The organism is Flindersiella endophytica (assembly GCF_054779015.1).
In genome coordinates this window covers 204,064-230,505 of the sequence record NZ_BAAGYY010000031.1, presented here as the reverse complement: position 1 = coordinate 230,505, position 26,442 = coordinate 204,064, and the positions used below count along the sequence as shown (strand labels likewise).

25 protein-coding genes and 1 pseudogene are annotated in these 26,442 nt (G+C 63.4%); 10 read left to right on the top strand and 16 right to left on the bottom strand.

Annotated elements, in window-relative coordinates; translation table 11 throughout:
* Positions 1-25: 25 nt before the first annotated feature.
* The 6 genes from ACYVF6_RS36805 to ACYVF6_RS36780 all read right to left on the bottom strand — a co-directional run bounded on the left by ACYVF6_RS36805 (position 26) and on the right by ACYVF6_RS36780 (position 10,986).
* Entirely contained in the window at positions 26-1,630 is a 1,605-nt protein-coding gene (locus tag ACYVF6_RS36805; protein WP_460528399.1) for an LA2681 family HEPN domain-containing protein, read from the bottom strand.
* A complete protein-coding gene (locus ACYVF6_RS36800) occupies positions 1,627-5,883 on the bottom strand; it encodes a hypothetical protein (RefSeq protein WP_460528397.1) in 4,257 nt (1,418 codons plus the stop codon). Before ACYVF6_RS36800 ends, ACYVF6_RS36805 begins: the two co-directional genes overlap by 4 nt.
* A 239-nt stretch (positions 5,884-6,122) precedes the next feature.
* Positions 6,123-6,527 (bottom strand): hypothetical protein, encoded by a 405-nt coding sequence (locus ACYVF6_RS36795; protein ID WP_460528395.1) that lies wholly within the window; start codon positions 6,525-6,527, stop codon positions 6,123-6,125.
* Positions 6,528-6,974: 447 nt separating this feature from the next.
* On the bottom strand, positions 6,975-8,753 hold the full coding sequence (locus ACYVF6_RS36790; RefSeq protein ID WP_460528393.1) for an ATP-binding protein: 1,779 nt from the start codon (positions 8,751-8,753) through the stop codon (positions 6,975-6,977).
* A complete protein-coding gene (locus ACYVF6_RS36785) occupies positions 8,746-10,131 on the bottom strand; it encodes a hypothetical protein (RefSeq protein WP_460528391.1) in 1,386 nt (461 codons plus the stop codon). Before ACYVF6_RS36785 ends, ACYVF6_RS36790 begins: the two co-directional genes overlap by 8 nt.
* A 27-nt stretch (positions 10,132-10,158) precedes the next feature.
* On the bottom strand, positions 10,159-10,986 hold the full coding sequence (locus ACYVF6_RS36780; protein ID WP_460528389.1) for a hypothetical protein: 828 nt from the start codon (positions 10,984-10,986) through the stop codon (positions 10,159-10,161).
* A 761-nt stretch (positions 10,987-11,747) separates the two neighbouring features.
* Between ACYVF6_RS36780 and ACYVF6_RS36775 the strand changes: the two genes are divergently transcribed.
* The 3 genes from ACYVF6_RS36775 to ACYVF6_RS36765 all read left to right on the top strand — a co-directional run bounded on the left by ACYVF6_RS36775 (position 11,748) and on the right by ACYVF6_RS36765 (position 13,866).
* Positions 11,748-12,005: a multiubiquitin domain-containing protein gene (locus ACYVF6_RS36775; protein ID WP_460528387.1), complete on the top strand. Its 258-nt coding sequence runs from the start codon at positions 11,748-11,750 to the stop codon at positions 12,003-12,005.
* Positions 12,002-12,361, top strand: coding sequence for a hypothetical protein (locus ACYVF6_RS36770; RefSeq protein ID WP_460528385.1), 360 nt, complete (start codon positions 12,002-12,004; stop codon positions 12,359-12,361). The genes ACYVF6_RS36775 and ACYVF6_RS36770 overlap by 4 nt, the downstream gene beginning before the upstream one ends.
* A gap of 293 nt (positions 12,362-12,654) precedes the next feature.
* Positions 12,655-13,866 carry a ThiF family adenylyltransferase gene (locus ACYVF6_RS36765; protein ID WP_460528383.1) on the top strand — a complete coding sequence of 404 codons (1,212 nt, stop codon included), beginning with the start codon at positions 12,655-12,657 and terminating at the stop codon, positions 13,864-13,866.
* Positions 13,867-13,917: 51 nt separating this feature from the next.
* Here the strand turns inward: ACYVF6_RS36765 and ACYVF6_RS36760 are convergent, their stop codons facing one another.
* On the bottom strand, positions 13,918-14,532 hold the full coding sequence (locus tag ACYVF6_RS36760) for a DUF2637 domain-containing protein (protein WP_460528381.1): 615 nt from the start codon (positions 14,530-14,532) through the stop codon (positions 13,918-13,920).
* A 563-nt stretch (positions 14,533-15,095) separates the two neighbouring features.
* Between ACYVF6_RS36760 and ACYVF6_RS36755 the strand changes: the two genes are divergently transcribed.
* The 3 genes from ACYVF6_RS36755 to ACYVF6_RS36745 all read left to right on the top strand — a co-directional run bounded on the left by ACYVF6_RS36755 (position 15,096) and on the right by ACYVF6_RS36745 (position 17,101).
* Complete coding sequence (locus tag ACYVF6_RS36755) at positions 15,096-15,668, top strand: DinB family protein (RefSeq protein ID WP_460528379.1); 573 nt, start codon at positions 15,096-15,098, stop codon at positions 15,666-15,668.
* Between the two features lie 108 nt (positions 15,669-15,776).
* Positions 15,777-16,295 (top strand): DinB family protein, encoded by a 519-nt coding sequence (locus tag ACYVF6_RS36750; RefSeq protein WP_460528377.1) that lies wholly within the window; start codon positions 15,777-15,779, stop codon positions 16,293-16,295.
* 614 nt (positions 16,296-16,909) lie between these two features.
* A complete protein-coding gene (locus ACYVF6_RS36745) occupies positions 16,910-17,101 on the top strand; it encodes a hypothetical protein (protein ID WP_460528375.1) in 192 nt (63 codons plus the stop codon).
* A gap of 57 nt (positions 17,102-17,158) precedes the next feature.
* Here the strand turns inward: ACYVF6_RS36745 and ACYVF6_RS36740 are convergent, their stop codons facing one another.
* Positions 17,159-17,863, bottom strand: a complete 705-nt coding sequence (locus ACYVF6_RS36740; RefSeq protein ID WP_460528373.1) for a hypothetical protein — start codon at positions 17,861-17,863, stop codon at positions 17,159-17,161.
* A gap of 23 nt (positions 17,864-17,886) precedes the next feature.
* Between ACYVF6_RS36740 and ACYVF6_RS36735 the strand changes: the two are divergent.
* Positions 17,887-18,045: pseudogene (locus ACYVF6_RS36735) on the top strand (helix-turn-helix domain-containing protein); the annotation flags it as partial.
* Between the two features lie 218 nt (positions 18,046-18,263).
* Here the strand turns inward: ACYVF6_RS36735 and ACYVF6_RS36730 are convergent.
* Positions 18,264-19,037, bottom strand: a complete 774-nt coding sequence (locus tag ACYVF6_RS36730) for an aminoglycoside phosphotransferase family protein (protein ID WP_460528371.1) — start codon at positions 19,035-19,037, stop codon at positions 18,264-18,266.
* A gap of 308 nt (positions 19,038-19,345) precedes the next feature.
* Here ACYVF6_RS36730 and ACYVF6_RS36725 point away from each other — a divergent pair, with 308 nt between their 5' ends.
* Complete coding sequence (locus ACYVF6_RS36725) at positions 19,346-20,593, top strand: acyl-CoA thioesterase/bile acid-CoA:amino acid N-acyltransferase family protein (protein ID WP_460528369.1); 1,248 nt, start codon at positions 19,346-19,348, stop codon at positions 20,591-20,593.
* A gap of 385 nt (positions 20,594-20,978) precedes the next feature.
* Here ACYVF6_RS36725 and ACYVF6_RS36720 read toward each other — a convergent pair whose 3' ends face one another.
* On the bottom strand, positions 20,979-21,326 hold the full coding sequence (locus ACYVF6_RS36720) for a VOC family protein (protein WP_460528367.1): 348 nt from the start codon (positions 21,324-21,326) through the stop codon (positions 20,979-20,981).
* Positions 21,327-21,431: 105 nt separating this feature from the next.
* Here ACYVF6_RS36720 and ACYVF6_RS36715 point away from each other — a divergent pair, with 105 nt between their 5' ends.
* Positions 21,432-21,563 (top strand): hypothetical protein, encoded by a 132-nt coding sequence (locus ACYVF6_RS36715; protein WP_460528365.1) that lies wholly within the window; start codon positions 21,432-21,434, stop codon positions 21,561-21,563.
* A gap of 6 nt (positions 21,564-21,569) precedes the next feature.
* On the opposite strand, the gene ACYVF6_RS36710 is transcribed toward ACYVF6_RS36715, so the two are convergent.
* On the bottom strand, positions 21,570-21,770 hold the full coding sequence (locus ACYVF6_RS36710) for a hypothetical protein (RefSeq protein WP_460528363.1): 201 nt from the start codon (positions 21,768-21,770) through the stop codon (positions 21,570-21,572).
* A gap of 194 nt (positions 21,771-21,964) precedes the next feature.
* On the opposite strand from ACYVF6_RS36710, the gene ACYVF6_RS36705 reads away from it, so the two are divergent.
* Positions 21,965-22,834: a manganese catalase family protein gene (locus ACYVF6_RS36705; RefSeq protein WP_460528361.1), complete on the top strand. Its 870-nt coding sequence runs from the start codon at positions 21,965-21,967 to the stop codon at positions 22,832-22,834.
* 146 nt (positions 22,835-22,980) lie between these two features.
* Here the strand turns inward: ACYVF6_RS36705 and ACYVF6_RS36700 are convergent, their stop codons facing one another.
* From ACYVF6_RS36700 to ACYVF6_RS36680, 5 genes are all read right to left on the bottom strand, one after another.
* Positions 22,981-24,159: a zinc-dependent alcohol dehydrogenase gene (locus tag ACYVF6_RS36700; RefSeq protein ID WP_460528360.1), complete on the bottom strand. Its 1,179-nt coding sequence runs from the start codon at positions 24,157-24,159 to the stop codon at positions 22,981-22,983.
* Positions 24,156-24,536 (bottom strand): hypothetical protein, encoded by a 381-nt coding sequence (locus ACYVF6_RS36695; protein WP_460528359.1) that lies wholly within the window; start codon positions 24,534-24,536, stop codon positions 24,156-24,158. Before ACYVF6_RS36695 ends, ACYVF6_RS36700 begins: the two co-directional genes overlap by 4 nt.
* Before the next feature lie 153 nt (positions 24,537-24,689).
* Positions 24,690-25,265, bottom strand: a complete 576-nt coding sequence (locus ACYVF6_RS36690; protein ID WP_460528358.1) for a DUF3618 domain-containing protein — start codon at positions 25,263-25,265, stop codon at positions 24,690-24,692.
* Positions 25,241-25,705, bottom strand: coding sequence for a phage holin family protein (locus ACYVF6_RS36685; protein ID WP_460528356.1), 465 nt, complete (start codon positions 25,703-25,705; stop codon positions 25,241-25,243). Before ACYVF6_RS36685 ends, ACYVF6_RS36690 begins: the two co-directional genes overlap by 25 nt.
* Position 25,706: 1 nt before the next feature.
* Entirely contained in the window at positions 25,707-26,060 is a 354-nt protein-coding gene (locus ACYVF6_RS36680; RefSeq protein WP_460528354.1) for a hypothetical protein, read from the bottom strand.
* Between the last annotated feature and the right edge of the window lie 382 nt (positions 26,061-26,442).

Genomic DNA, 26,442 nt, shown 5'->3' with positions numbered 1-26,442 from the left:
GCCTGGGATCGAATATGGCAAGTAACTAGAAGGAATCCCGCAGGTACACAGGCAGAGTAGCTCCTGTAGAATCGGGCTTCTTCGTCTCGTGGGCCGTCAGCATTGCAACCAAGTAGATGTAGGAGGCCCGAGCGACGGTCAACGACTGGATGACTGTCTCCATCATTGCATCGACAGTCACCGCTTGAATCGTCGGCGTCGTGGAGACCTCGCGAAGTCCGTGGTGCAGAAGTACAAACCTGTGCGTTCCTGCGTTGCGAACATCTTGGGCGTGGCCGTAGATGCTCCCCTGTGACATATCGAGAGCTAGTTCAGCCATCGATAGTACGGCCGTTGCTAGCTCAGTATGCTGCATCAGTGCGAATCGAAGCTGTGTTCTCGTATCGTCCTCGAACCAAAACTTGCGAAACGAGACTCTTTTCGGGTTGTCGCCGACCTTAAGATGCTCGTTGACTGCGACGGCGGTCTTGTCCAGCATATCGAGGGCTGCTCTGTGGGCGAGAACCAGCCTCGACGCCACCTCGCCGTAAACTGCGTGGTTCAAGGTGTCGGTGTAGACGCCAGGGTCCGAGTCGTCTTGCGACCAACAGTCGGTATCTTGAATAACTTGGTGGGCCTCGAAGGCGAGCCGGCGTGCAACGAGAAAGTCACCCTTCAGGATATTCAGAATGGAAAAAATGGCCGGTGAATCCTCGACATCTGCCGGAGTCGTCACCGATCGGAGTGTGAGGGTGTCCCATCGTCCGCCAGAAGTGCCTGCACCTTCCAGGGCGGCTACAAGCGCAAGGCGATGACGTACAACCCAGGCTCGGTACGGATCTGAACCTGCATGCGAGCCTGTCTCAGCTGCAGCACCTCCAAGCGTCTCCAGTGCATCGAAACGCTGGGCGGCATGCTCGCCAGCCACCGCAACCGTCCTCGCTCGATTCGCATGGGCTAGACGCACATATCGGTCGTACAACAGGCACAAATGGCCCTCGAAGTCCCAGCCAGCCGCAATTGCCCTGCTGATAAGGATCGCCGCGTTTCCTGCGGCGTTCCCGTTGGTTGGATCCGCTTCGAGTGCACGAACGTACGCATCATAGGCCTCGATCCACCTGCCCGAGTGGTCGTACGTGTTTGCCAAGTTGCAGAGCTGCATCCCTGCGGCTTCGTTGGTGCGGGCAACTCTGGCGGCAGAGTCCAGTCCATGACGTGCTTGACGGAGCCTCTCTCTATCGGCCCATCGCGCCGTAGCGCAGGCCACAATTCGATTGCCCTCGTTGCTGGCATGCCAAGCGGTTGCCCACCGAATGTCCGCGATTGCGATGCGGCTGTTTGCCAGGTTGTATGCAGCGGTCGACTCGTACGCAGTACCGCGAAGCAATTGGCTGTCGACCACTTTGGACATCCAGTCTTCAGCAACCTCGAGTACTCCGACGTCCGAGGTGCGTACCGCGGCGTTGACGAGCACACCCGAGGCGTTCATGAGCACTGCTGCCCGTTCGATGCTGACCAGCTCGAATCGATCGCCGAGTACCTCCAAGACCACCGCCGAAGTCAACGCAATAACACGCTCGGGATCTTCGTCCGTTTGCCCGTCAAGAAAGATAATCGTTTGCTGGGCGGCCCGAAGGTTCTCTTGCTTCATGTCTCGGCTCGCCTTGGCTCGTCACCGTATAAATCCACTGACATGTATGCGCTGAGGTGATCGGCCTCAAGCGCTGCCGTGTGTGCAGCCATGAACAATCGTAGAGCCTCCTTTGGTGTGCCATTTGTAAGGTCAGTCAAGTCCACCTCGGCGAGCTGGTGAGCGAGTCCCTCGTCGTCGCCGGCTTCTCTTGCTACAAGCTCGCTGAGGTGTAGTAACGAGTTAACGGCCTCAACCATGCGAGTATATGGTGACTCGACTGAACCAGGTTCTGTTCGTACGACTGTTGTCTCCAACCATCGGGCAATCTGCTCGGCGGTCTGCTGCGGCGTGGGCGCACTCGTGGACTGCGGCTGCCATGACGGGTCGCGACTGGCACGACGTACCTGTTCGTAGGAGTACTCGTTCAACTGCTGAGCCAGTTCGGCTATATCGGCGCCCGCCCGGTTTGTTTGGAGTGGCGTGCCCAGTACTTCACTCACGCTCAAATATGCGTCTGCACGAAGGGGGAGCACGGCACTGGCCCTCAAGGTCTGCAGTCCCATCGGCAGGAGGAATTGGCCGGCGGTAGGCATGGCGATGACACGTCCAGCAAGGTTGCCTGCCTCACGTTCTCCTACAGGCCAGGACTGAAGGCTTGTGACTGCAGCGAACCAGTCTGCGATGTCTAGCAAGGTAATGGTCTGTTGGTCGCGCCATGGTTCAAGCGGATCTGAGTCCGGCACAGTTACGGACATCGATGATATGCCGGCAGTTGCGAGCCTCCGCTCGACGATCTGAGCGTCATATCGGCTACTGTCGCGCGCGAGTTCGGTCAACAGCGCAGTCAGGTCAGCGCGGCCAATGACTCCTCGACCTAGCGCGCTGTCGATCTTTGGTTGACCAACGGCGGTCAGCAGCTTGGCGGAGAAGGCAGTGAGCGAGTCCAACGCTGGCGGGAGCGCATCACCGATTCCAATTAAGGTGGGAGCTCCTTGTTGGCGTCCTTCGCGGAGCTCTCCGGGTGCACCGGCGAGCCTAACTCCTGCGCCCCGCAGGGAGCCGATGTCTGTCAGCGTTCGTGCGCATTGAAGGAGTGCCCCTGTGACAGTATCCAAAGCATGCCTTGCCTGATCCTTCTCCCGGAGGCTTTCGTCGATCTGGGCCGCGGTTCGCGCCAGTGTTGCAGCGGCGGAGCCGGCGAGAACGGCGGCGGGACGTTCTGGCGGGCGGCCGGGGAGTCGTGCTACTTGGGTGGCGGCATCCTCAACGCGCCGCCTCCACTCTGACCGCTGTCGTGCGTTGTCGAAGGGGCGCAACCGTCTGGGCAGTTCCTCCAGCAGTGGGATAAGATCTTGCGCGAGCTTGGACTGTTGCCGCAGTCGGCTGGTCCAGTTCTCTGCGCCGCGGGCCTCGGCTACAGCTGCCTGGAAGGCGACGTTTCTTGCGGTCTCACTCACGCGTTTGAGGACGCCTGCACGCAGTGACTTTGTACCGGGTTCGCTGTCGAGTATGCGTAGAGGTCGACGGGTTGCTTGCCATATGGCGATGTCCACCTGGTCGATCTCAGGGCAAGCGTCGAAGAGTCGTCGCGCGACCAGGACAGCCTGTGAATTGAGGGATGTCGGCTTGTCGCCAGGCTGAGTGCGGTAGCTTGTAGGAGGTGCTTCCTCACCGAGGCGGGTGAAGGTGACTGCGCGAGCAACCAGCATCCGTTCACCGTCATACGTCGTTTGCCGGGCTTGGTTTGCCACGATGTTTGGGACGAGGTCGGCTGGCCTGAAGGTTAGCTCGACCTCGCAGCCGTAGGGATCGACTGCGACAGCGTCCTCGGCTCGGGCCATCGTTGGGCCGAAAGACTCAGCGACGGCGTTGCCATACAGCTCCGCTAAGACTGAGAGGCTGGCTGTCAGGCGAAAGCGTAGCTCGGCGTACTCGACGGGTGTGTCTCCCGGCGGCTGCGGGAGTCGTGGTACGTGGAGTCGGTATACCTCGCGCGCCTGCTCAGCCGAGATGGTGACGATTCCCTCTGCTGCCTCGCACAGACGAACGGCCGACGCAAGATTCGCACTTGCAGCGAACCTAACGAAGAGGCTCGGCAAGAGCCTCCTGGCAACGAGACGTGCGCAGGCGTCGTCGCGCGAGGGAAACCGCCGAGCTAGCGCGCGTGCCCAATCCAGAGCGTCTATGCCGAGGGTCACTCCATCGACCGCTGCGCCGTAAGTCATGAAGGCCAACGCGGAGACGTCGAGTGTCGGTGGGCATGAAGCCTCGAGGAGCGGCAGTACGGCGTGCGCGTAGGCAATCGTATCTAGCCGATCAGCTGTCTCCAGTATGCCGGCGGCGTACTCGGCCACAGAGTCACCGGCGCCAAGTGCGCGTTCAGCCAGCTGGCCGAGGGCGTGTCCGAGCGCTTCGGCCACGGGCCTGAACACGTGCTGGATCTCGGCAAGACGCTCCTGTGGAGCCGCAACGCCAATCGCACTGGCGTCAACGGTCGCTCGTGCGAGCTGGACTGCAGCGCGCCGAGCCGCGTGCGCATGTGCCGCGTCCGGAAGCGCGGTGATTGACGCACCATACGTGGCTGCCAGTGAGGGTGGGGGTGACGCGTGGAGCAGTTCGAGCAGTACCTCGGCGCGCAAGTCGTGGACGCCCTGCCAGGCGGACTCGGCTCCAACAACTAGGTGTTCGCCGACCAACCGCTTCATGGCATCGCCCACCGGCGCGGCTTCCGCGCTGAGTGCACTTGGGAGGCTGTCGGCCGGGACCGAGAATCCCAGCGTATGTGCTGCGCACACTAGGCGAAGTGCTTCGCGTTGGAGCTCTCGCCCGGGTTGACCTAGATCTTCGACCTGTGCCGCAAGAACCGTGCGGAGCCGACGTCCTGTCGTCGTCAAAGCAATGAACTCCATGAGCAGTCCATTTGCCTGCTGCAACGCTTCCTCTCGCTCCAGCACCGCGGGCATGCCGGCTGTCTGGATCGCGTCATAGATCTGCCCGGCTGATGTGTCGCTGAGGCGTGGATCGATGATGGCGGCGTCGGCGCTCGCTGCTGGGGTCAAGTTCTCCTGCCGAACTGCGGCGAGGAGGAGGACGCCTGGCAACTCCTCCAGTTGCCTGCGGGCCTCTGGCCACAACGCCATTCGGTCGCGCCCGAGGTCATCAGCGCAGACCAGCACCTGCATGTCCAAGCGTGGTTCTTGACGTCTGACGTGCCGTATCAGTAACTGGACATCGCTCGAGTCGGCAACCCGCAACACCCGGACGATGCGGGGTCCCCTCCCAAGGAGACGTGCTGCGCGCCACAGCAAAGCCGACTTCCCACTGCCACTGGGTCCGGCGATTACTGCGTGCCGCCGATCTGCAAGACCTTCAAGAATCGCGTTGGTCTCTTCTGGTCTTACAACATCCAAGCCTGCGGCAATATGCGTCGGTGCGACCGCCACGCCGTCGAAGAACGCCGCAGCGCCTACCGGGGATGGCGTGGTGTAATCGGCCGGCTCACACACTCCGTGCCGAACGGCTTCCTCAAGACTCGAAACGTCGGTGGTCTGCGATATCTGGTTAACGAGTGTGTCCAGGTCAGCCCGCGTGCGGCGATGCGCGTTGCGTAGCTCGGCCTCGCGTTGCGTTGCGGCCGCCTCGGTCAAGTCAGACAGAAGTCGCGCTCGAGCGAGACCAGCTATCACTGGGTGAAGGCCTATGTCTTCGTTGAGAAGCCTCAGAGTCTGGGCCGCAAGGTCCTGCGGCAAGATGACGAGGTGCGTCCTTGCAAGGAGTTCATCCGCCAGGTCACTTGGGTGCTCATTCTCCCCAAGACGATCCCGTAGCTTCGCTAGTAAAGCCTCCCGAACATCGGAGTCTCCAGGTCGGTTCGCAAGGACATCAGCCAGACTGTTGTCCCAGCCTGTCGTAGGCAGAGAGCTTCCGAACCTGCCGTCGGTTACTATCGCGAACCGCAATGCATCGAGCGCCGGCAGGTCGTCGCGGGCACGCGCAGGCTTGTCGCTCGCCCCGCGATAAGCAGAACCTTTAGCTAGGGCCAGCATGGCCGGTACGGCGTGCACAATGATGTCCGCCAACTCGGCGTTGGCGATCGCCCGCGCACCCCGTCCGCGTTCCTTGGACTGCACCAACATGCACGAGCCGTCATCAAGCTCGCAGTCAACGTCCTCAAAGCCCTCTGGGCGAACCGCAGCCACGTTCAGACCCGAAACCGTTCCTGCGCGGCCAGCGACAAGCAGCATGGCGCTGACCGCAACCTGGAAACTCACACCGGCAACGGTCGCCGCACCGCTACGCAACGAAGCAAACAACTCATCCAACTGGCCAGTCGAGTCGCTCGCTTGATGTGCCCGACGCTTTGATGCAGGGCGTTTCGCAGACTCTAGGCGTCCGGTGTTGCGTTTCCGATTCCTATGCGAGCCCATGACGCATTCGTCTCACAACTTCATACCTAGGCAACTCAAGTGACCACGACCGAGCCGTTGCCTGGCAGACAGCACGGATGCCCTCACTCTTCGAAGTTGCAGAAGTTCGGTACGGTCTCTCCACGCACTTTAACGTAGTAACAACCCATGACATTCGTGAACGCCTTGTCGTCTTGCCAGATCTCAAGACTCTGGACCGCCCATGCGCGATCATCCTCAGGAAAGCAGTCCCCACGGTCGCGCATAATCATCAGACCAGTCCGGAACGCGGCCATGCCATCGCTAGCTTCTTGGCGGGCATCCATCTCAGATGCCGCGTTCTGGACCGCACGCAGATGCTGCGTAGCCCGGTCAATCTGGCTCTGCGCATCCTCAACGTACTCGGCGCAGCCGCCACCAGAGCCAGCGCCCAACCTCACGTATCCGCAAGCGGAAGCCGACATCAACATCCCAAGCACAAGCATGACTGATCGCAGACGTCGCATCATTCCTCCACTCCCAGGATCTTGTCGGAGAAATGGACGAAACGGTTACGCGTGGTCTGCGAGCAGGGTCCACGAAGCGGCATCCGACGCCCCGAACGGCTGCCCGCCTGAACCATCCAGTTTGTCTAGGTATGTAGAGGTGGAGACGCGTCACCTGTGACTTCCCCTATATTGATCACTTCCGTATCCATCCATCCCGAGTCGTCACGATCTTTGCGCCAGAGGACGACCATGAAGAGTTGCTAACCGACCAGAGACGAGCGAGTCTCGCTTGCACAATCGTCCGATCCTCGACCCTCACGGGGGCTAGAGCGGATGATCGCCCAACTCTCGAGCATTGCCGAAGACTGCATCGGGCAGTCCCCGGAATCCTAGAAGGCCGCAGCTTCCGACATTGGCGTGAGCGTCCCGGCATCGGGCATTGGCATGCGAACATGTCGTTCGGCCTGTTCAGTTCGTCTGGCGTACGTCGAGAAGGTCCACATGCTGATCGTCTCGTGCTCGGAGATGACGGGCTAGCGGCTCCTCGTATGTGGTCACCACCACCTGCTTCAACGGACCCTCTCCGCGAGTGACGCGTGACAGGAGGTTTGCCACCTTTCGACGGATGTCGGGGTCAAGGTGCTCTAAGGGTTCGTCGAACCAGCAGAAGGTCGCCATCGTGGCCATCTGCGCCACGAGGAGCCGCAGGAGGATTGTCGCGCCCATACTTTCGCCGGTGCTTAGTGAGTTATACGGCAGCGTGCGCTCGTTGAGTGTTCTGGTGATGTTTCCATCGGAATGGGTAGTCAGGTCCCCGCGGTTAGGGAACAACTCCTTCCATCGGTTGTCGACCTCCACAGCGAGCGGATGGATTGTCTCGTTGAGTAGCTCTGTGAGCGTCTCCTCGGTTGTTTCGATGGCGACTCGAAGCCTTGCGTCTTGTCTGAACAGCGACTCGAGCTCGCGCATGGCCTGGTCGGCCGCGCGGGCCTGATCAAGTTCCGCTTCCGCCTGGGCATGCGCTGCGTGGGCATTCAACCGAGTGGTTAGGGCCGTCTCGGCCATGACCTCGAGTTGGGATGGCGGGAGCAGTTCGTCGTTGGCATCAGGCTCTTGTGGCGGCTGCCCAGGGCGTGGGATCTTCTGCCACTGAGCACGAGCATTCTTGACAAGTTCACGCTGGGTGAGCAAATCGTCCTCGGTGCTCCTGGCCCTAAGTATGGAGTCTCGAATGGAGGCGAGCTCCTGTTGGTTGGCATGGTGGGCCAATGCGACTGTCGTCTCGTCGAGCGGTCGTCGGCAGACTGGGCAATCATCATGTGCAGCATCTAGATGCCCTTCGTTGGCGGCCAACTCCTCGTCCTTCGCCACCTTGACGGCGATTTCTATACGGACGGTCTCAATCTGCAGGTCCAGTTCTGCCAGTCGTTCGTCGAGCAGGAGCTCCAGGTTTTGACTGGTAACGGGCAAATGTAGGTCGACGGATACCTGCGCAGCGAGCCTCTCAACTGCCTCTTCACGGGCTATACTTTCGTCTAGCCACCTTTGCATATTGGCCTTAAGGCGCTCCTGCTCTTGGGTCTCTCTTACCTGCTTCTGTGAAGCCTCATGAATCTCGGTAGCGTCCCTAAGTAGGCGTGCCTTCTGCTCTACATTGTCTTGTAACTGGACTAGCCGTTGGGCGCTTGTCGCGTTCGCATTCTTGATCTTTCTGATCCGAGCATCAGTCGCTTTTCGCATTGCCCTGAGACGCTCGACCGCATTCCTGAGCCCATCGATTCCGTAGTAGCGACCGAGATGCGCCTCGAGGCCGAGGGTTGACGGCTTGTCGAACTCTCGATCACTAACCGGCATCGTCAAGCCGACGAGAAAGCTTGGCTCAGTGCCGTAGGCAGCGAACAGTTGCTGATCGAGTTCTTCCGGGGGGACCAGTGCTCCATCAAGACGGACTATAGGCGGTGATCCGGTCCCTCGAGATGCACTTGACTTTGCCACTAATTCTCGCTCGACCACAAGAACCCGCAGATCGGGAAGCTCCAGCTCGACGGTCGCTGTAGCAAAAACTGCGCCGGCGCGAACGGGGGTCCCATCTGGTGCGATCCTCCCAAAAAGTGCCCATCGCGCAGCCTCGACCAACGACGTTTTCCCTACGCCGTTTGATGCGACCACGAATGTCGTTCCCGCTCTGAAGTCAACTGTGGCGTCTTCGTAGTTGCGCCAGTTTTTCAGCGTTAGTCGCCTAATCATCGGTCGCCTCCAGCCCGAGCTCGTTTATAGCCTCGTCTAGTTCCACCCCATTGACTACTGCGACGACGAACCTCACCGCTCGATCGTCGAAGTCCTCAGGAAGATTCCCCCATCCAGATCGCTTGGCAGTCTGATGCGCGCGCCTTCCATCTGCGGTGATCTTCTGTATAGATGCGCTAGCGTGCTTTGCTGCAACCTGTCGGAGGTCGATCCGTCCGATCCGACTGTCCGCGCGCTCAGTGACCTCCCATGCCGTCGTAAGGGTGTCAAGGTGCTTGCAAAGCGTATCGACGAGTCCGTAGCCCTCCAGGGCAGCAGTTGGGCCTGTGCTAGCGCCGCCAGGTACCCCAAAGGCGCGACGCATATGGGCCGGAGTGAAGAGCAGCGACCGCCAGTCGCCGCCAGGGATAGTGATGGCTACCGCATCGGCGTCTGTTTCGATGAGCGTCATCTGACGGCAGGCCGCGGCTATGGCCTCGCTTTCGGGAAACGTGGCGAGGCACCCACCGTGAAGCGTCGCGACGAGAACCGTCGTATCCAGATACCTGGCTTTGAAGGCAGTCTCGGCACGTGTCGTCGCATCAACTGGGTATGTGTTCGGCGAGATCTCATGGCACTCTACGCCCCACAGCCGTTCCTCAAGTTCCCGCTGGATCTCCTCTAATGAGCGATCTGCGGCGGGGCCGTGTGTCTGCTGCTCGGAGTTCGGTTTGGGATCTTGTTGCGCCTCGAGCCAGGCACCCGGTGAGAGTTCTGAGAGGAGATCGCGCAGCGCTTGCCGGTACTCGAGGCGCTGGTCGTCATTGTCCTCGATCGGCGGCCCTACTTGAACACCGCGAGGCGGGCGGCCCTCCTGAGCTGCGGTCATCACCTCGGAGACGTCGCTACCAATGTCAAGGACGCCAATTTGGTTGATGAAGGCGCCGATGTGGGCATGGGTTCGCAACGCCACCATGGCGACGGTCTTGGTGGCGAGAGGGGTCGCGTCAGCTTCGACTATGACGCTTTCTTGGTCTGCCAGTTCGACGTCGAGCACTATCGGGATTACGTCGGCTACGCCGTCGTCGAAGACCTGTCGGACCCACACGAGCAGTGCCTCGCTCCGTCCAACACGCCAAATGTCGTTCGGCTGGGGCCTCTGACCGCTTCCGCCCACCACCAAGTCAGCCATGGACTGCGGCAGCGGGATGGATGCATCCACGATGCGCTGGAGGCTGTTGCTACTCGCTGTCACAGGACCGGAGGCGCGGCGGATGCGGGACATGCGGATACGACATGCTAGGCACTCCTCGATGTGCTCGAGGATCAAAGCAGCTCCATCTGGGTCGGTCAGAGCTGCCAGCAGTTCAATGGATGAGGGATGGACGTTCGCTGTCATCGGTTGTCACCCCTTTGATTGCCCTCGTCATTCATCAGACGTTGCATCGTCCACTCCTGTCCGCTGCAGGAGCCAATCCTCACAAAGATCGCGCAGCGTGATCGCAGTGTCGTCCGAGAGATCATCGTCGCCGAGTTCGTCGTGGAGCCGATCGATAAGACGCTGGCGGATGAGCGCTGCTTGCGACTTCCCCGTGCCGATCAGTTGCCCCAGATCGCGCACGTTGCGTTCCAGAACAGTGACAATGATGCGCTCCCTGTCACTAAGGGTGTCAAAGATCTCCGCGGCGTGAAGCTTGGCGACCGTCTGGGTCGCCGGATCGCCACCGGGCACCTGAGGTTCGGATATCTCCTCACGGGTATCCAGGGCCACCGTCAAGGGTGTCCTGCGATGATCAAGTCGCGCGACGAGAGCGTGAGCGATGTCCACAGCAGTCAGGCTGCCAGCTGCGACGGTCAGCACGCTCGTCATCAGACGGACGAAGGAGGGTCGATCAGCCAATGGCGGATCACGGCGCTCACTCGTCCACTTAGGCGTGTCAACCTTCACTCCGACTGTCGCAGAGGCGAGTTGGTTCGGACCCGCCCGACTTGGCTCCTTTAGGCCTCCAGTGAGAGTCCACCGCTCGGGACGGCCGGGCATCGCTTCGAAGTCGTCTTGGCCGCGCAAAATCTCCTTCACCCTCAGGATGAGCTTGCCCAGATCGGTTCCTCTTGCCACGTCACGCAGGAAGTTCAGGACCGCGGCCTCGAGAAGCCGCTCGAACGACCGGTCATCTACGGAGCGGACAGTGATGTCGAGGAGGCGATTGGCTCCGCGCTCGTCCTTAACGAAGTCATGGGCGGCTTCGGTCACTGCAGTCTCGTCCCAGCCGGCCGAACCCTCCGGCGACGGGAACCGATGGCCAATGGCCACTAGTCGGACCGTCCTGTACAGGAGCTCGGCGCCAGCGTGTCCGAGTTTGCCGGTACTAAGCAGTTCTTCGCGCGGCGTCATGAGAACCGCTCCCGCACCTTGGACCAGTAAGGGTCCGGTAAGACGCCTAGACGCTGAACGTTCTGTGGCGTCCAAAGTTGCTGCTCAGCGGACGCAAGGCTGGAGAACACCCCGTCACGGTCGCAACCAAGCTGCATGTCCACAGGATGCGGTACGCCAGGGGCCTGCTTCGACGTTCGTGTGACGAACTGGATCGGGAAGCGTGATTCGGGTCCTGGCGGAACCATGATGACAACCACCGGGCGATCGGCCGCCGGGTCGAAGGTCGAATAGATGAACGTGGCTACGAGATACAGCTCCCCTACCTTCGGCAAGAACGGTTCGCCCGAGTCCCCCTTTCTCCGGGGGAGTTGGGCGTGGGACCGACCATTGTCGCGCGACATGTACTCGAAACCCTCCCGCATGGTCGGTCTCGGACGGCCTTACTTCCCCCAGACGTCGCACCGTTCCGTTCTGTCCGGCACGGGTTGAAACTTGTGTGCCTACCGCGTGCTCTCACTCACGGTAGTCGCTCAGGAGCCGCTCCGCTGCCGGACGACACGGACCGGTGCGACGTCAAAGACGGACGAAGCGACCTTCGGAAACAGGTCCCAGGTCGCCACCGTCAGGAGGAGCACACCATGGTTGCAGCGGACGCGAACCCCATGCGTGACCGCAAGAAGGTCCAGATCACGATCGACGGACAGCAGTTCTCAGTGGAGGACCGTCACTACACCGCAGCGGAGCTGTTGGCGCTCGCCGGACTCCCAGCGTCCGGCTACGACCTCACCCGTGTGGGCAAGCACGGCGACGTGGAGACGTTCCGTGACGAGGCGAAGGTAAACATCAAGGACGGCGATGTGTTCGTGAGCGTCAGCCAGCAGGGCACTGTTGCGTGACCATCCAAGCCGCCACCGGCGTCGAGGCGTTCCTGGCCGCACTTCTGGAGTTCGGTGCCGAGCCCGCCATCGAGTCTGCCCTGGTGACCTACACGGTGACCCCGGTGACTGGAGCGTTGGCTGGCCACGCTGTACGCACGGGAGTCAGCGTGGATGAGGTCGGACCGTGGCCAGCGGTACCGCCACACTGGATTCATCTGCCTGAGGAAGTCGTCTTCCTGGCCACCAACGTCGGTGTGTCCCCAATGAGGGGGTGGGCAGCCCATTCTCGCGATGTTCCCCGCTGGGGGACAGCGCATGTTTCGATCGCCGCGTGGCTCGCCCACGTGCGCGGGGTTCTCGGCAGTGCCACGTGACCAGCCAATCCGTAGCGATGACCAGCACCTTCGACTTGCAGGCATGCGGCCACCTACTCCGAACGGATAGTCAGGAAGATGTCTGCCTGGCGACGTACGCACCCTCTACCGGTAGCCGGCGGACCACAGCCGTGCTGACGGGTCTCGTTCTACCTCTAGAGGGCGAGCGAAGCGTTCACGGAAACGCCTCGTTCTCTGGCAACTATGTCGTCAGGGCTGCCAGCCAGGCAGCTTCCCAGGGGCTTGGCGTCGCGTTGATGCACTCTCATCCGCACGGAGAGGGCTGGCAAGGGATGAGTGACGCCGATCGCGAGACCGAACGGGCCTACGCCCGCGTGGCGGAAACGATCACCGGGTGCCCGCTCGTCGGCATGACGCTTGCGGGGGATCGGACCTGGTCGGCCAGGTCATGGGACTGCAGCCGCGGCCATGGCGATGCCGAAAGCGTCCGGGTCGTGGGCCCCACGCTGCGGGTGAGCTGGAACGACAGGCTTCGGCCCGCGCCTCTGCCCACGTCTGCACAGATTCGGACAGTGTCCGCGTGGGGCAACGCTGTGCAAGCCGACATCTCCCGGTTTCGTGTCTTGGTCGTAGGGGCCGGAACGGTAGGGCTCGATGTCGCCATCCGTTTAGTCCAGGCAGGCGTCCAGCACGTCTCGGTTATGGACTTCGACACTGTGGAGCACGTAAACCTCGACCGCCTCCTAACGGCGACCCCGATGGATGCGGCCCTATTCCGGAGTAAGGTCGACGTCGCCTTGCGGGCAGTCCGAGCGGCCGCTACGGCCGTTAGGCCCGTTCTCAGCGGTTACGACCTGAGCGTCTGCGAGCCAGATGGAGAGCGCGTTGCGCTCGATCATGACGTCATCTTCAGCTGCGTGGACCGGCCGTGGCCACGTGCTGTGCTCAACCAGCTCGCCTACAGCGACCTCATCCCCGTGATCGACGGCGGACTAGCGGTCGACCCCTTTCCCGATCGCGGCATGCGCAACGCCACCTGGCGGACACATGTCATTGCGCCGGAGCGGCCATGCCTTCAGTGCAACGGTCAGATTACCGGCGCACAGGTTGCCCGCGATCGTGCCGGTCTCCTCGATGACGAGACCTACGTCAGGTCTGCCGGTCTCAAGACGCCATCGCGAGAGAATGTCTCCCTGCTCGCCCCTTCGGTCACGGCGTCCTTGCTTGGACAGTTTGTGAGCCTCGTTGTAGCGCCCGGAGGCCAAGGTGCCCCAGGTCCGCTGCGCTTCTCGCTGGCGACCCATACGCTTGAGCATTTGCGTGTCAGCGCACATACCGCCTGCACGTACGAGCGGAACACCTGGGCGGGCGACCAACGTCCAACTCTTAGCAGTCGGCACCTGGCAGCCGAAGCCGCTCGCCAAGAGCGCGAGACGAACGCACAGCTATTGTGTGTGCGCGTAGGGCGACTTGCGCAGAATCTGATCGAAGAAGCCGCTGCCGCCGCCCAGCGTTTGTGGGCACGGCCTCCGGCTGCTCTCTGAGCTGCCATGTAATCGAAAGACATCTCATCAACGAACCGACGCGGATGCAAGTCATGTCCGGCTCTCCGCTCTGGCTGCCAGGATGCTCGAGAGGTAGGTGCGAATCTGCTGCGCGCGTGGCTGGCCTACGCGCATCTTGTTCCTGATGGCGCGGATCGACGGCATGCGGCCTTCAGCCAGCTCGTCCGCGAACATCTCGGTGGCCCGTACCTGGTAAGGATCGGCGTCGGGTACGTGTCCAGGCTCGGGTATCTCGGCGGGTAGGGCACTGGTACGGCGGATGATCAGCATGAGTAGCTCGTAGGTGCCGACGAGAGCGACGGCCGGCCAGGCGGCGACGACCGCGCCGATCGGGCCGTGGTCCAAGCCGTGGGCGGCGTTGGCGGCGAGGGTTGCGGCGATGCCGACACCGAGGAGCCAGCGGGCGAGGCGGGGGACGGGTAGCCGGCGGCGGGCGGAGTGGAGTAGGACCATGCTGCTCGCGTAGATGAGGCCGTCGACGGTGAGGGGGACGAGGCGGGCGGTCCAGCCGTCCTCGCCGTAGGAGCGGACGAGGGCGTAGGCGTGGTCGTACGACACGACCGCGGCGACCGTCGCCACGCACAGGACGGCGGCGGCTGTGGACCACTTGATTACGCGTTCGGCTGGGCTTACGGATTCCGGCATGAAGGCACCTCCACAGATCTGGAGCTCTCACAGCCGTCTCACAAACGTGGTGGACGGCTCTGGACGAGGGCGTCCGAGCTGGACACCTTTGAGCCCTGACCTGCGGAAACGGACTACGCTGGACGTGCCGGATCTGCCGTATGTGACTTTGGATCCGTCAACGAAGGTTCGAATCCTTCCCCGGGAGCCACTTCTGACCTGCGGAAACGTAGGTTCGGTCGGCGCGGCCGAGCCACGCATGCCATCAAACGTGGTGCGAACATTCGGCGCAAGCGTCACAACGACGCTTCGGGCATCGGCCAAACTCACCGGGTTCGTTCAACTCGAGCACGCCTCTGCCGAGCAACTGCCTATGGCGATGGAAGTCGCTGATCCCGTGTTCGAAGCGTCTCAAGGGTCGAGGCCCAGCTCAGGCGCGCCCAGTCCGTTCCATTCGCCGTCCGGTCACAGGGATCGGGCTATGGATTCGTGAGCGCGGGTGTCAATGCGGAAGTACATCGTCCGGAACCGGTCCTACGATGGCCCGCACGGCTACCTGGCCGTCTGAACCTAGGAGGTCGGACATGACGAGTGCACCCGGCTTTACGGCTGGCGAGCCACCAAAGTGGGACGTCGAGCGTTTCATGCACGGCGATGAGGTCGACACGGCCCTGATAACCCTCGAACGAAACCGGCGCACGTTCGCGTGGAAATGTGCCGACGTCGACGCAGCTGGCATGGCCCTGCGGTTCGGCCCGTCGTCAGTGACCTTGGGCGGTCTGCTCAAGCACCTGGCCTGGGTTGAAGAGCTCTACTTCCAACACCGGCTGGCGGGAAGGGCGCCCATGGCGCCGTTCGACGGCCTCGACCTCGAGGCCGACTGGGAGGACTGGGCATGGCGTACTGCCGCCGATGACGCCCCGCGTGCGCTGCACGCGCTGTGGACTGAGGCCGTACACCGCTCCAGGGACTCCCTGGCAGAGACGCTGTCCCACGGCGGGCTCGATCAGGCAACCCACGATGGGATGAGCGTCCGACGGCTGCTGGCCGACCTGATCGAGGAGTACGCCCGGCACACCGGCCACGCCGACCTGCTCCGCGAAGCAGTCGACGGCGCCATTGGAGAAGGGCCGCCTGGGGACTTCCCGGTCCCGTGAACGCAGGTCGGCGCGCCGCCATCGTGATGCGGCGGTGCCGAGCCCTACGGGCTCCAAGCCGAATAAGCCACGGACGCGACGCTCAGCCTGAACACCGACGGAGATGTCATGAACCCCGTTCCCACGCCGCCGTTCACCGCCCTTGTCGAGCGAGCGAGTCCGAACCGCCTGGCCGGTGAGCGCGAGATGCTGACCGGGCAGCTCGACTTTCACCGGGCAACGCTGCTGTACAAGCTGGAGGGCCTTGACGACGTGCAGCTACGCCGGCAGATGACGACGTCTGGCCTAAGCCTTTTGGGGCTGGTGAAGCATCTGGCCGCCACTGAGCAGGGCTGGTTCTTGAAGATCTACGCAGGGATTGAGGAGCCCGACCTGTTCGACCCGGGTGCCGAGTTCCGGGTCGACCCGGATGAGACCGCGGAGGGGCTGGTCAGGCTGTACATGCGCACATGCGAGCGTGCGCGCGAGGTGGTGGCCGCAGGCGAGCTGGACGACGTCGTCACCACGCCCTGGGGTGCGCCGGTCAACCTCCGTGCGATCCTGGCCCACATGATCCAGGAGACCGCACGGCACAACGGCCACGCCGACATCATCCGCGAGGCGATCGACGGCATCACCGGCCACTGAAGTGCTAACGACTGCCTGGCTGGCTACATACCGGTGTGCGCGGTGTCCGCTGAGGGATCCCCAAATGGACACCACGAGACACCCAAAGGTCCTTCGTACGTCGTCCCATCGGAAATCTATACGCCGTCTGTATGGGGACTCTACTGATCGTCAGTGTGGGAATCACGTGATCGCCGACACGGGGCTGCGCAGCGCCACGCGGAAGGCCGCCAGGACTGCTGGGTCGACATTCTGACCCGAGCAGTGCGCGTTCGAGCCTTGCTCGCCGCGCGGTCCACGGCACACCATGCGCGGGGTTCTCACCGAGACGTGGCGGGTGCGGCGGCGTCGCGTTAGCGCGCATGTACGCCCGGCCTGCCGGGTCGCCCGCCGAAGGCGTGCTGGAGGGACGGCTGCCATAGTCGGCGGTTGTACTCATCGGCCAGCAGTGGTTCGCCCTCTCGACGCATCGACCTGGGACGATTTCGCGGAGTTGGTCGAGCGCAACGGTGGCATCTTCGGTGGTTGCTGGTGTATGAGCGGCCACCCCGAAGGCTGGCAGGAGGGCCTCGACAAACGCGCCGCCAAGGAAGAACGCGTGCGCACCGGCCGCGCGCACGCCGCGCTGGTCTTCGATGTCGACGGTCGGGCACAAGCGCACCGGCATGTTCACCTTGGCACTGCTGCGCACCTCGGGCCTGGACAAGCGGGACACACTGCTAAAGATCCAACAAGCTCGAGCCTTCACCGCCGAAGGCGTAGGCGAACAACGCCTAACCTGGGCCGAGGAACTCTCCCCACTCGACCCAACGGCCGTCCGCCGCTGACCACCATGAGCCAGAACGCGCGCAATCCACACGGCAGAACCACTTCTGAGCCTGGGCCTAACCCGCGCAGGTGTAGCAGATGAGCTTGCCATCGCATTCGAGCAGGCTGACATCCCCCGGCCGGGACTCCTCCTGAACGTACGAATTGGCGCCTGCCATCAACGCTGGCGGTCTGCCGCTCATGACCTTGACGAAGGCGCACATCCGCCGGTATGCGCGCCGCCGCTCATCGCCCGGTCCCAGCTGGGACAACCTCGAGTCGACACGTGCGAGGACGACACAAGCCGTACGTACCTGCCATGGGTCCTCGACTGTCGTCAGGAAGCCAGTCAGCGCGTCCCACGCCTCGTCGCGTGGTCGGCGCGTCAGCAGGGCTTCCGCGAGCCACAAGTGCCGCCCCACGTCGGCTACGAACACCCGGGTGAGCTCGTCCAGGTCGGCGTCGCGAAGTTGTTCGGGATGAGCCGACAGGATCCTGCCTGCGCCGGACTCGGGGTCGGTCATATACAGGCGCACAAGGCGGGCGAGTTGGTCTGACTCGACGCCGTTCAGGGTGAGCAGGTCCCAGACATAGGTCGGACACCGGGGATGCCGGGACGTAGCGAGCAGCACGGCGGCCTCGCGGTAACGCACCTGCTCCGACAGGGACGCGTTGGTGAATCCTTCGTCCCAGGGTTCGCGGGCCCACAGCGGGTCCGGATCGGTCTCCGGGGCCAGCTTCACCATCAGGCGGAGCAACCTCAGAGCTTCCTTCTTCGTCATACCGATCTCCACGGCTCATTATGCGCTGCCGGCGGCTACCAGTACATGAGCAGGCGTTGATGACACTGGCCCACCTGCGCAATGGTGACACCCTCGTGCGGTTGGCGGTCGGGTTCGCGGTGTCGGTCAGTACCGTGTGGCGGTACCTGCGTGAGGCGATCGATTTGCTCGCCGCCCTCGCCCCGCATCGAGCTCGAGAACGACATGTGGTGGGCGAACCGTGAAGGTGACGGCGCGTTCTGCGCCACGGCTTTACGTGGTGACGCGCTCGTGGTGAGCAAGTACGGCGTGATGGGCAAGGATCAGATCGTTCCTGTCATCCAGGCCACCCGGAACCCATCCGTCAAGACCGACTTGTCGGAGCATCGTGTGATCGAACTTTCTGGATCGCTGAGCCTTGCTAAACCAGGCGCTGCGATGAGAGCTGTTCCGTACGGTCGAGGTATTTGCGGAATGTCATGGCGTCGCCGACCGACCTGCCCCATAGCGCGGACTGCACACTGCACGCGAACGTCCAGCCGGCGATCCGTCGCGCATCGAGATCCAGACGATCGGCAAAGAAGTCGACCTGCTCCCGCGCGTCACGCAGGTCACGCAGCGACAGGACCTGCTTCACATCAAACGCGCGATCACCCAGCACCGGATGCGGATCGATCGCCAACCATCCACGCTCCGAGAGCACCGCGTTCCCCGGCCCAAGATCGCCGTGTAGCAACACCGCGTCCGTCGAAGCTGAGGTCAGGGACGTGAACAGCTCGTCCGCCTGCGCGACGACGCCTCGATCCACGGGCCGCTCAAATCGATCGAACCAGTCCCACATCGTCTCGCGGAAGCCCTCCACCAATGTCGCGAGTGGCTCGAACTCGTCGTCTGCAGGAGGATCGACCGCGTGTAACTCGGCCAGCAGCGACGCAACGACCTCGTTCCCGGTCGCGACGTCGAGTTCATCACCGTTCGTACCGGGCACGCACCGCTCGAGCAGCAAGATCTGACTCGCCTCGTCGGAGTCGAAAAGTCGCGCCGCTCCACGACCAGCCCAGTGTCGCAGGCCCTTTGCCTCCCAGGGATTGCGATGAGCCGGACACGACACCTTCAACGCCGCGTCGCTGCCGTCGGCTCGACGTACGGGAGCAACCCACCCGACGTTGCCGCCCGGCTCGAACGGAGCGCCCACATCCAGCTGCCAGGCACTCGCCGCGTCAGCGACCAGACTCGGCAGTCGCGCCAGCCAGTCGCGTCCGACATCGCCGAATGCCTTGACGACGAAGTCCTCCAGCCGATCCGGAATTCGAAGCGCAGTCGTCATGCATCAGCCCCTTGGTTTGCCTCACTCGTACGTGAACAGACGGACTTCCCGGTAGGCGATCTTAGGGGAAGGAGTGTCTACCACCGTCCAGGCGACATGATGGGCGTCAGCGCCTTAGGTGATCTTCCGGGAGTGCAGACACGGCAGCCCATTTCGGTTGGCGATAGGGTGGCGGGGTGGGGTTGAGGGTGGGGATATGTGGAGCGGCGGTTGCCTCAGCGGTGATGCTGTGTGCAGGATCGGCGGCGTGCACAGGGCAGCAGGCCGACGTCGTCATCCACCTGCCTGAACGCATGGTGCTCGTCGATGAGAATGTTCCGATATCTGTCACCGGCCTGAAAGCCGGCGGCACGGTCGTGCTTCGTGCGAACGACAGCAGCGTGAACAAGCGCGCGTTCGCTTCCTGGGCGAGGTTTCGTGCTGATGGACAGGGCACTGTCGACGTTCGGCGTGACGCGCCACTTGCCGGCACCTACACCGGTGTCGCTGCCACCGGGCTGCTGTGGTCGATGCGCCCCAACGGGCAGCATGAATGGCTCGACATCCCTGCCTTCGCCGGACAGAGGGTCACCGTAACCGCCGATGTGGATGGGCGCCGGGTGGCGTCGGCGAGTTTCGTGCGGAGCCTGCGCGGTCCGGGCGTACGCCAGGTTTCGTTGAGGGTGCGGCAGGACGGCTTCCACGGCGAGTTCCTCATTCCCGCCGGCATCAGCTCGGGCAAGCCGGCGGTGATGGTGCTCGGTGGATCCGAGGGTGGCACGTCCGGGGAACTGATGGGGAACTTGCTGGCTTCCCATGGCTATCGGGCGCTCGCAGTGGGCTATTTCGACGAGCCGGGGCTGCCCGACGAGCTCAGCAACATCCCGCTGGAGTACTTCGCCAAGGCGCTGGGGTGGCTGGCCAAGCAGCCTGGCGTGGACCCGGAGCGGATCGTGGTGATCGGTGCATCACGGGGCAGTGAGGCCGCGCTCCTGGCTGCCGCGCACTTTCCCGAGCTTGTGCACGGTGTGGTCGGTCTTGTTCCGAGCAATGTGGTGGTGAGCGGGACCGACTATGGACCGTCCTGGACACGTGATGGAAAGCCGTTGCCCCATGACGGTTTCGGGCCGTTGGCGGTCAGTCCTGCGTACGAGATTCCGGTGGAGCGGATCGGTGGGCCGGTACTGCTGGTCTGCGGCAGGGTCGACCACATCTGGCAGTCCTGCGCGATGGCCGACGCCATCGCAGAGCGACGCCGCGCCCAGGATCCACCCGCGGACACCAGCGTGCTCGCCTACCCGAAAGCCGGCCACGGCGTCGCGTTCATGATCCCCAACCTCGCATCCTCTGATCCCCGCCTGGACGGCGACGACCCGTCGGCCAACCAGCACGCCATCACCAACGCCTGGCCCAAGCTCCTGCACTACCTCGCCCGGCAGACATAGCCACCAGCAGCAGGGTGCTTGGTCTGATGCCGGGGGACCGGCTCACGGGCCGAATATCTCGGCGAGAGCCGCGAACCGTTCGCCAACCTCGCGTCAGCCCCAGCAGATCTCCCAGTCGGCCGGAGGCACCAGCTCGGTGCCGCACCCTGTTCGTCGCGCACGATGACGATCACTCGGCAAAGGCGGCATCGCGGCGTGGATGGTTGGCGACGAGGTCGATTCCGAGACCGGCAGCATCGTCCGCGGTCTCGGCACACAGGACCGTCAGCCAACGCCGGGCTGGCAGGGCGCTATGCCCTGCCACCCGTGGGTTGGGATCCGGTGACACCGATGTCGCCGCTCGCGTCAGGTGCCAGGTGCCCGTGACGCATCCCGAGGCGCGCCATTATCCAGGCGTCGAGACGTTGCCGCCGATTCCGGTTTCGTTGCCGTCGCTGTCGTGGAAGACGTACTTCCAGACTGAGTCGTACTTCTCGATGTCAACCGGCTCCAGGCCCTGTCCGGAGATCCTCGCGGCCTCGGCGACGGGGTCGTCGACCCAGATCATGCCGACGGCTCCGCCGGCTCTGGCGGGGTCCTGGATGATGTATACGTACCGGTCCTCGGCCAGTTGCCAGACCGCCTCGATGTCGTTGGGGTAGAACGCCGGGTCGGCACCCAACAGCCGCGTGTACCACTCCAGTGCGCCGGCATAGTCGCGTACCGGGATGCCCGCGAACACTCCTACCGCCATACCTGTCTCCTTGCTCGATATCAGCCCCCATCGGTCAGGGCACTTGGAGGACAGACCGAACCTGACGGCAAAACTCATCGGTGCGCCGTCGACTCGGATGCGGCTGTGATGATCTCCCAGAGCGCTTCGGCGGCCAGCTCGGACGGCCAGTACGCCGCCGTCTGGGATGTCGCAGCGGAGGAGGTGCTCGTACGTGAGCGTGCCGAAGAACGGCTCGTCGGCGAGCGCGAAGGCTGAGGTGGCTCACACCTCCGCGTTGGGCGAAACCTCGAGGGGCGGCCGGCAGCAGTAGCCGGCGAGGGTGGTGACCAGCAAGGTCAGTGAGATGATCAGGACCTGCGACGTCGCCGTGCCCCATACGGCCAGGGCGAGGCCGGCGAGGCCGCACAGGTCCACGCTGCAGCCCACGGCGATTCGCCATGGAATGCGACGTTCGTTGGACATTCGGCACGCTCCAGATGAGGTGGGGGCTTTCTGCACCCGCCGCAGTCCTGCCTATGCCATTTCCACGACAGTTCGCTCACCAGATTTCATTCAGCGAAACCCGGCAGATTTTGAGAAAGAAAGTCGCCGTCATGCGATAGGTCGCGTTCCCTGGGGTACGCCGAGCCTTCCGAATCGAGCGAGAGGAACCCGGAATGTTTCGGCACACGAAGCGTCTGCAGTTCGAGGCCAAGCCAGAGAAGCCCGACGCGCTCTATGCGCGTAAGTTGCAGGAGTTGATCGGAGGAGCGTACGGCGAGATGACCGTCGCACTGCAGTATTTGTTCCAGGGCTGGAACTGCCGCATCGAAGGCAAGTACAAGGATCTCATCCTGGACACGGCCACAGAGGAGATGGGCCACGTCGAGATGCTCGCCACGATGGTCGCGCGTCTTCTCGAGGGTGCGCCGGCCACCATGACCGCCGAGGTGGCGGAGGACCCGGTCATTGCCGCCGTCCTTGGCGGAATGGACCCGCAGCACGCCATCGTCGCCGGAGGTGGTGCGCTCGCTGTCAACAGCCAGGGCGTGCCATGGAACGGCGCGTACATCGTGGCCAGCGGCAACCTGCTGGCCGACTTCCGCGCCAACGCGGCCGCGGAAGCCCACGGGCGACTGCAGACCGCGAGGCTCTACAACATGACCGACGACCCCGGTGTGAAGGCGATGCTGCGGTTCAACCTCGCCCGCGACACCGTCCATCAGAAGCAATGGCTGAAGGCGATCGAGGAACTCGAGTCCGACGGCCTGGAGGCACCGATCGTGCCCGACGCACTCTTCGACGAAGAGGACCAGGATCACAACCACACGATCTGGCGGCTGTCCGACGGCACCGAAGGCAAGCAGGGCGGCTGGACCAAAGGTGACGACCCGTTGGAGTACGTCCAGGACCCGGAGCCTCTCGGAGGCCCCGCCAGCGCACCCAAGCCGGACCCGAGTCTCTTCGCGACCTACTCCATGACCAAGAACCTCAAGGGAAAGGCCGCGACCGCGGCGAAGAGCGCCGCGAAGAAGGCCAGAAGCTAGAGAGCGACACAAGATCACGCGGTTGAGCGCCAGAACGTGACGCCGCGAGCCGATGGTACGTCTGGCGGGCACCTCGACCCGCCAGACGCACCGGCCGGACACCGGCTGCGGCCAGGTGTTGGATCCCGCCGGATCGGCAGCGGAGCTCAGCGTTCGGGGAAGAAGACCGCACGCAGGCAGCCCTCCTTCTTGTGTTTGAAGAGGTCGTAGCCCAGCGGTCCTTCGTCCAGGGACATGGGATGGGTCAGGAGCGGGCCGGTGTCGATCTGGCCGGCTGCCATCTGTTCCAGCAGCCTTGGGATGTAACGCTGCCCGGCCTGCTGGCCGCTGCGGACGGTCAGCGCCTTGTTCACCACCGCACCCATGGGGAACTTGTCCACGAGTCCGCCGAAAACTCCAAGCACGCTGACGGTTCCGCCCTTGGCGCAGGCTATGATCGCTTCCCGCAACGAGGGCGCGCGGTCTGTCTCCAGACGTACGGCTTGTTTGACTCGGTCGTAGGCGTACTGCAGACCGTCGCTGTGTCCTTCCATGCCTACGGCCTCGATGCAACGCCTGGGACCGCGACCGGCAGTCAGCTCACGCAGGGCGTCGACGACATCGTCGGTGTCCTGGTAGTTCAGCGGGATGGCGCCGTACTGCTGTTCGGCGATGTCCAGGCGTTCGGGGACTCTGTCGATCGCGATGACTCGTTCGGCGTTCATGAGGTACGCGGCCCGGATCGCCATCAGTCCGACGCCGCCACAACCCCATACCGCCACTGTGTCGCCGGGCTCGATGTCGGCGAGGTCCGCGCCTTGCCATCCGGTGGGGACCGCATCGGAGGCGAAGACCGCCTTCTCGTCGGGAAGTCCTTCGGGAACGCGGAATGTGCCGTAGTCGGCGTACGGGACCCTGATGTAGTCGGCGTGGCTTCCGGCGAATCCGCCGAAGGCGTGGGAGTACCCGAAGATCCCGGGCGCGGAGTGCCCGTAGGCGGCTTCGGTCAACGCAGGGTTGGGGTTTGAGTTGTCGCAGCTCGACCATTCGTCCTGGCTGCAGTGCCAGCAGCGGCCGCAGCCGAGGATCGAGCAGACCACGACACGCTCGCCCTGCTTGCGGTGACTTACTCCCGGGCCGACTTCGACGATCTCACCGATGAACTCGTGTCCGATGATGTCGCCGGCCAGCATGCCCGGTACGTACCCGCCGAGCAGATGCAGGTCGGACCCGCACACCGACGACGCGGTGACCCGAATGATCGCGTCCTGCTCGTTCAGGATCGTGGGGTCGGGTACGGACTCGACCGTCAGCCGATTGGGACCAGACCAGCACAGTGCCTTCATCTCCTACGCTCCTTGACAGCTTGCCCGGCGCGTTCGAGGAGAGCACCCACCGGCTTGCGGGCGCCATGGGGCTGTCCCTCCACGCTCAGCACCTCGCCGGTCTCCAGCAATTGCCGGGTCTCGCGCAGCTTCCTCCAACTCGGTCCTTTGCCGGACTTGGACCGAACGACTGTTCCGGCACCCTCTGCCTTGATCTCCACCTCATGCTGGTCGGAAAGACCCAGGAGGCCAGGCGCCTCACGGACGTCCTCGGCATCGCGATTGATCCAGACGATCGGTGCGAAATATCCCTGATTGCCATGCCGTGCACGCAGCAGTCTGCTCGCCACCGTAGCGGCGGCCAAGCCTGCGACCACGAAGCTGAATCGTCGTTTCATGGCTGCCATGTGACCTCACAGGAGAGGCTCAAACACAGCAACGACCTTGCGCTGAAACGCCTCCTGGGAGAGTCGGTATGGCCTTGACTGCCAGCCCGAAGCGCTGCCGGTCAAGGCCATACCAGTCGTACGTGGTCAGGTGAACCGTGATCGCTATTCCTGGTTCCCGGACGGTAGGTGGGTTCGAGCTTCCTGCCCTGTGGTCTGAGCGGCCTCCTGCGTTGTCTCGGTGATCCGTTGGCCCGCGGTACGCGCGGCAGTCTTCGCCTCTTCGGCGATGTGAGCCGCGGATTCCTTGGCAGCAGTGGCGACTGGCGCCGCCACGTCGCTTCCGATGTCGGACAGCTGGGCCGCGGCCTTCTGTTCCGCCTGGGACTCCGGAATCAGCGTGGCGGCGAGCAGCCCCGCACCGAAGGCGATCAGCCCGACCGCGAGGGGGTTCCCTTCGGTCTTTCGCCGGGCCTGCTGAGGTATGGACCGTACGGCTTCTGTGGCCTGTTCTGCCTTGTCCTGCGTGGTTTCGGCCATGCCGTGCGCTCGTTCTTGCACCTGATCCGTGGTGCCCATCACTCGTTCCTTCGTACTGCGGGCGACGTTCTTTACGCGGTCCGAGCTCCGCTTGAGCTTGCGTTTCGGGCTGGTCCGGTCGGCCAGCCGGTCGACATCTTCGGCAAGCCTTTCCCTGGTCTGGTCCGCTTCCGCCTTCAGCCTGTCGGGTTCCGAAGCCATTCAGCATCCTCCTTCAGAGATTCGGTGGTTCGTTCTGGCGTGACCGAGACCTCTCGCATCCGCCCGCGTCCTGTGACGAAGAGGATGAGTCCGGCCACCGCCCAGAGACCGGCGACGATCAGAGCTGACCAGTCGAGCCCGAGCACGTTCGCGAGTCCGAACACGGCAGCCAGCGAGAGGAGGACGACGACCATGTAGCCGGCGAATCCGGCTGCGCCCACCAGGCTCGCAGCCTTGGCGGCCTTGATCCCCTCTTCGCGGAATTCGGCCTTGGCCAGGTCGACCTCCTGACGAAAGAGCGTCTGCAGGTCTTGGGTGATGTCCGCGAGCACGCTGCCGATGCTCTCGCCGGAGTCGTCTGGCTGGCTCGCCGGGAGGCCGGGACCACCTTCGGCGTGGACACCCTGGTCAGGGAGCCGCGGTTCGGCGGGCGGCATCATGTCACCTCTCCTCCGTCGGATGTGACCAGGCGGCGGTGCCTGGCTCCGCGGCCATCGCGGCCGGCGTTTCGTACGGCGGTCGGTTCTGCGTCGAGTAGGCGTCCCGGTCGGTGCTCGACTCGCCTGGTGCGAAGTCCGAAGGACTGGAGCCTTGCTCCGGTTCCGAACTGGCCGTCGCCTTCGCAAGTCGGCCGATCATGAAGCCCGCGACTGTCGCACCAAGCAGAAACGTCCCCGGACGGCGGCGGGCGAAGGACCGCACCTCGGTCAGCAGGCCGTCGAAGCCGCGATGGTCCAGCCAGTCGGCCGCCTGCCGCCCGCCGTCCGCGACCTGCTGCACCACATCTCGTGCCACCGAACCTGACGTCGCCTCGCCTGACATCGAGCTCAGATCGTCGGCGAAGCTGCGAACACCGTGCGCCAAGCGCTTCGTTTGGCTGTCAGCCTCCCCGCGAGCCTGTCCGCCAACGTGCCGGGCGGCCTCCCGCACCTGTTCCTTACTCGTACGCGCGATGGATTGGGCTTGCTCCTTCGCAGTGCCGGCCACCTGGCGGGCCGCTTGTTTGGTATCAGTAGTTGTCGGGTCAGGCGATTGGTTGGGGAATTCGCTCACCCAAACCCCCTCCTCGTCTCAGCATGTGTGTTGGGTTCACATGCCTTACCCGACGGCGCTACGAGAAACATCTCGAACGCACCCAACAAAGCCGCAGCCGAAATGTGGCCAAGTGGCTCGGGAC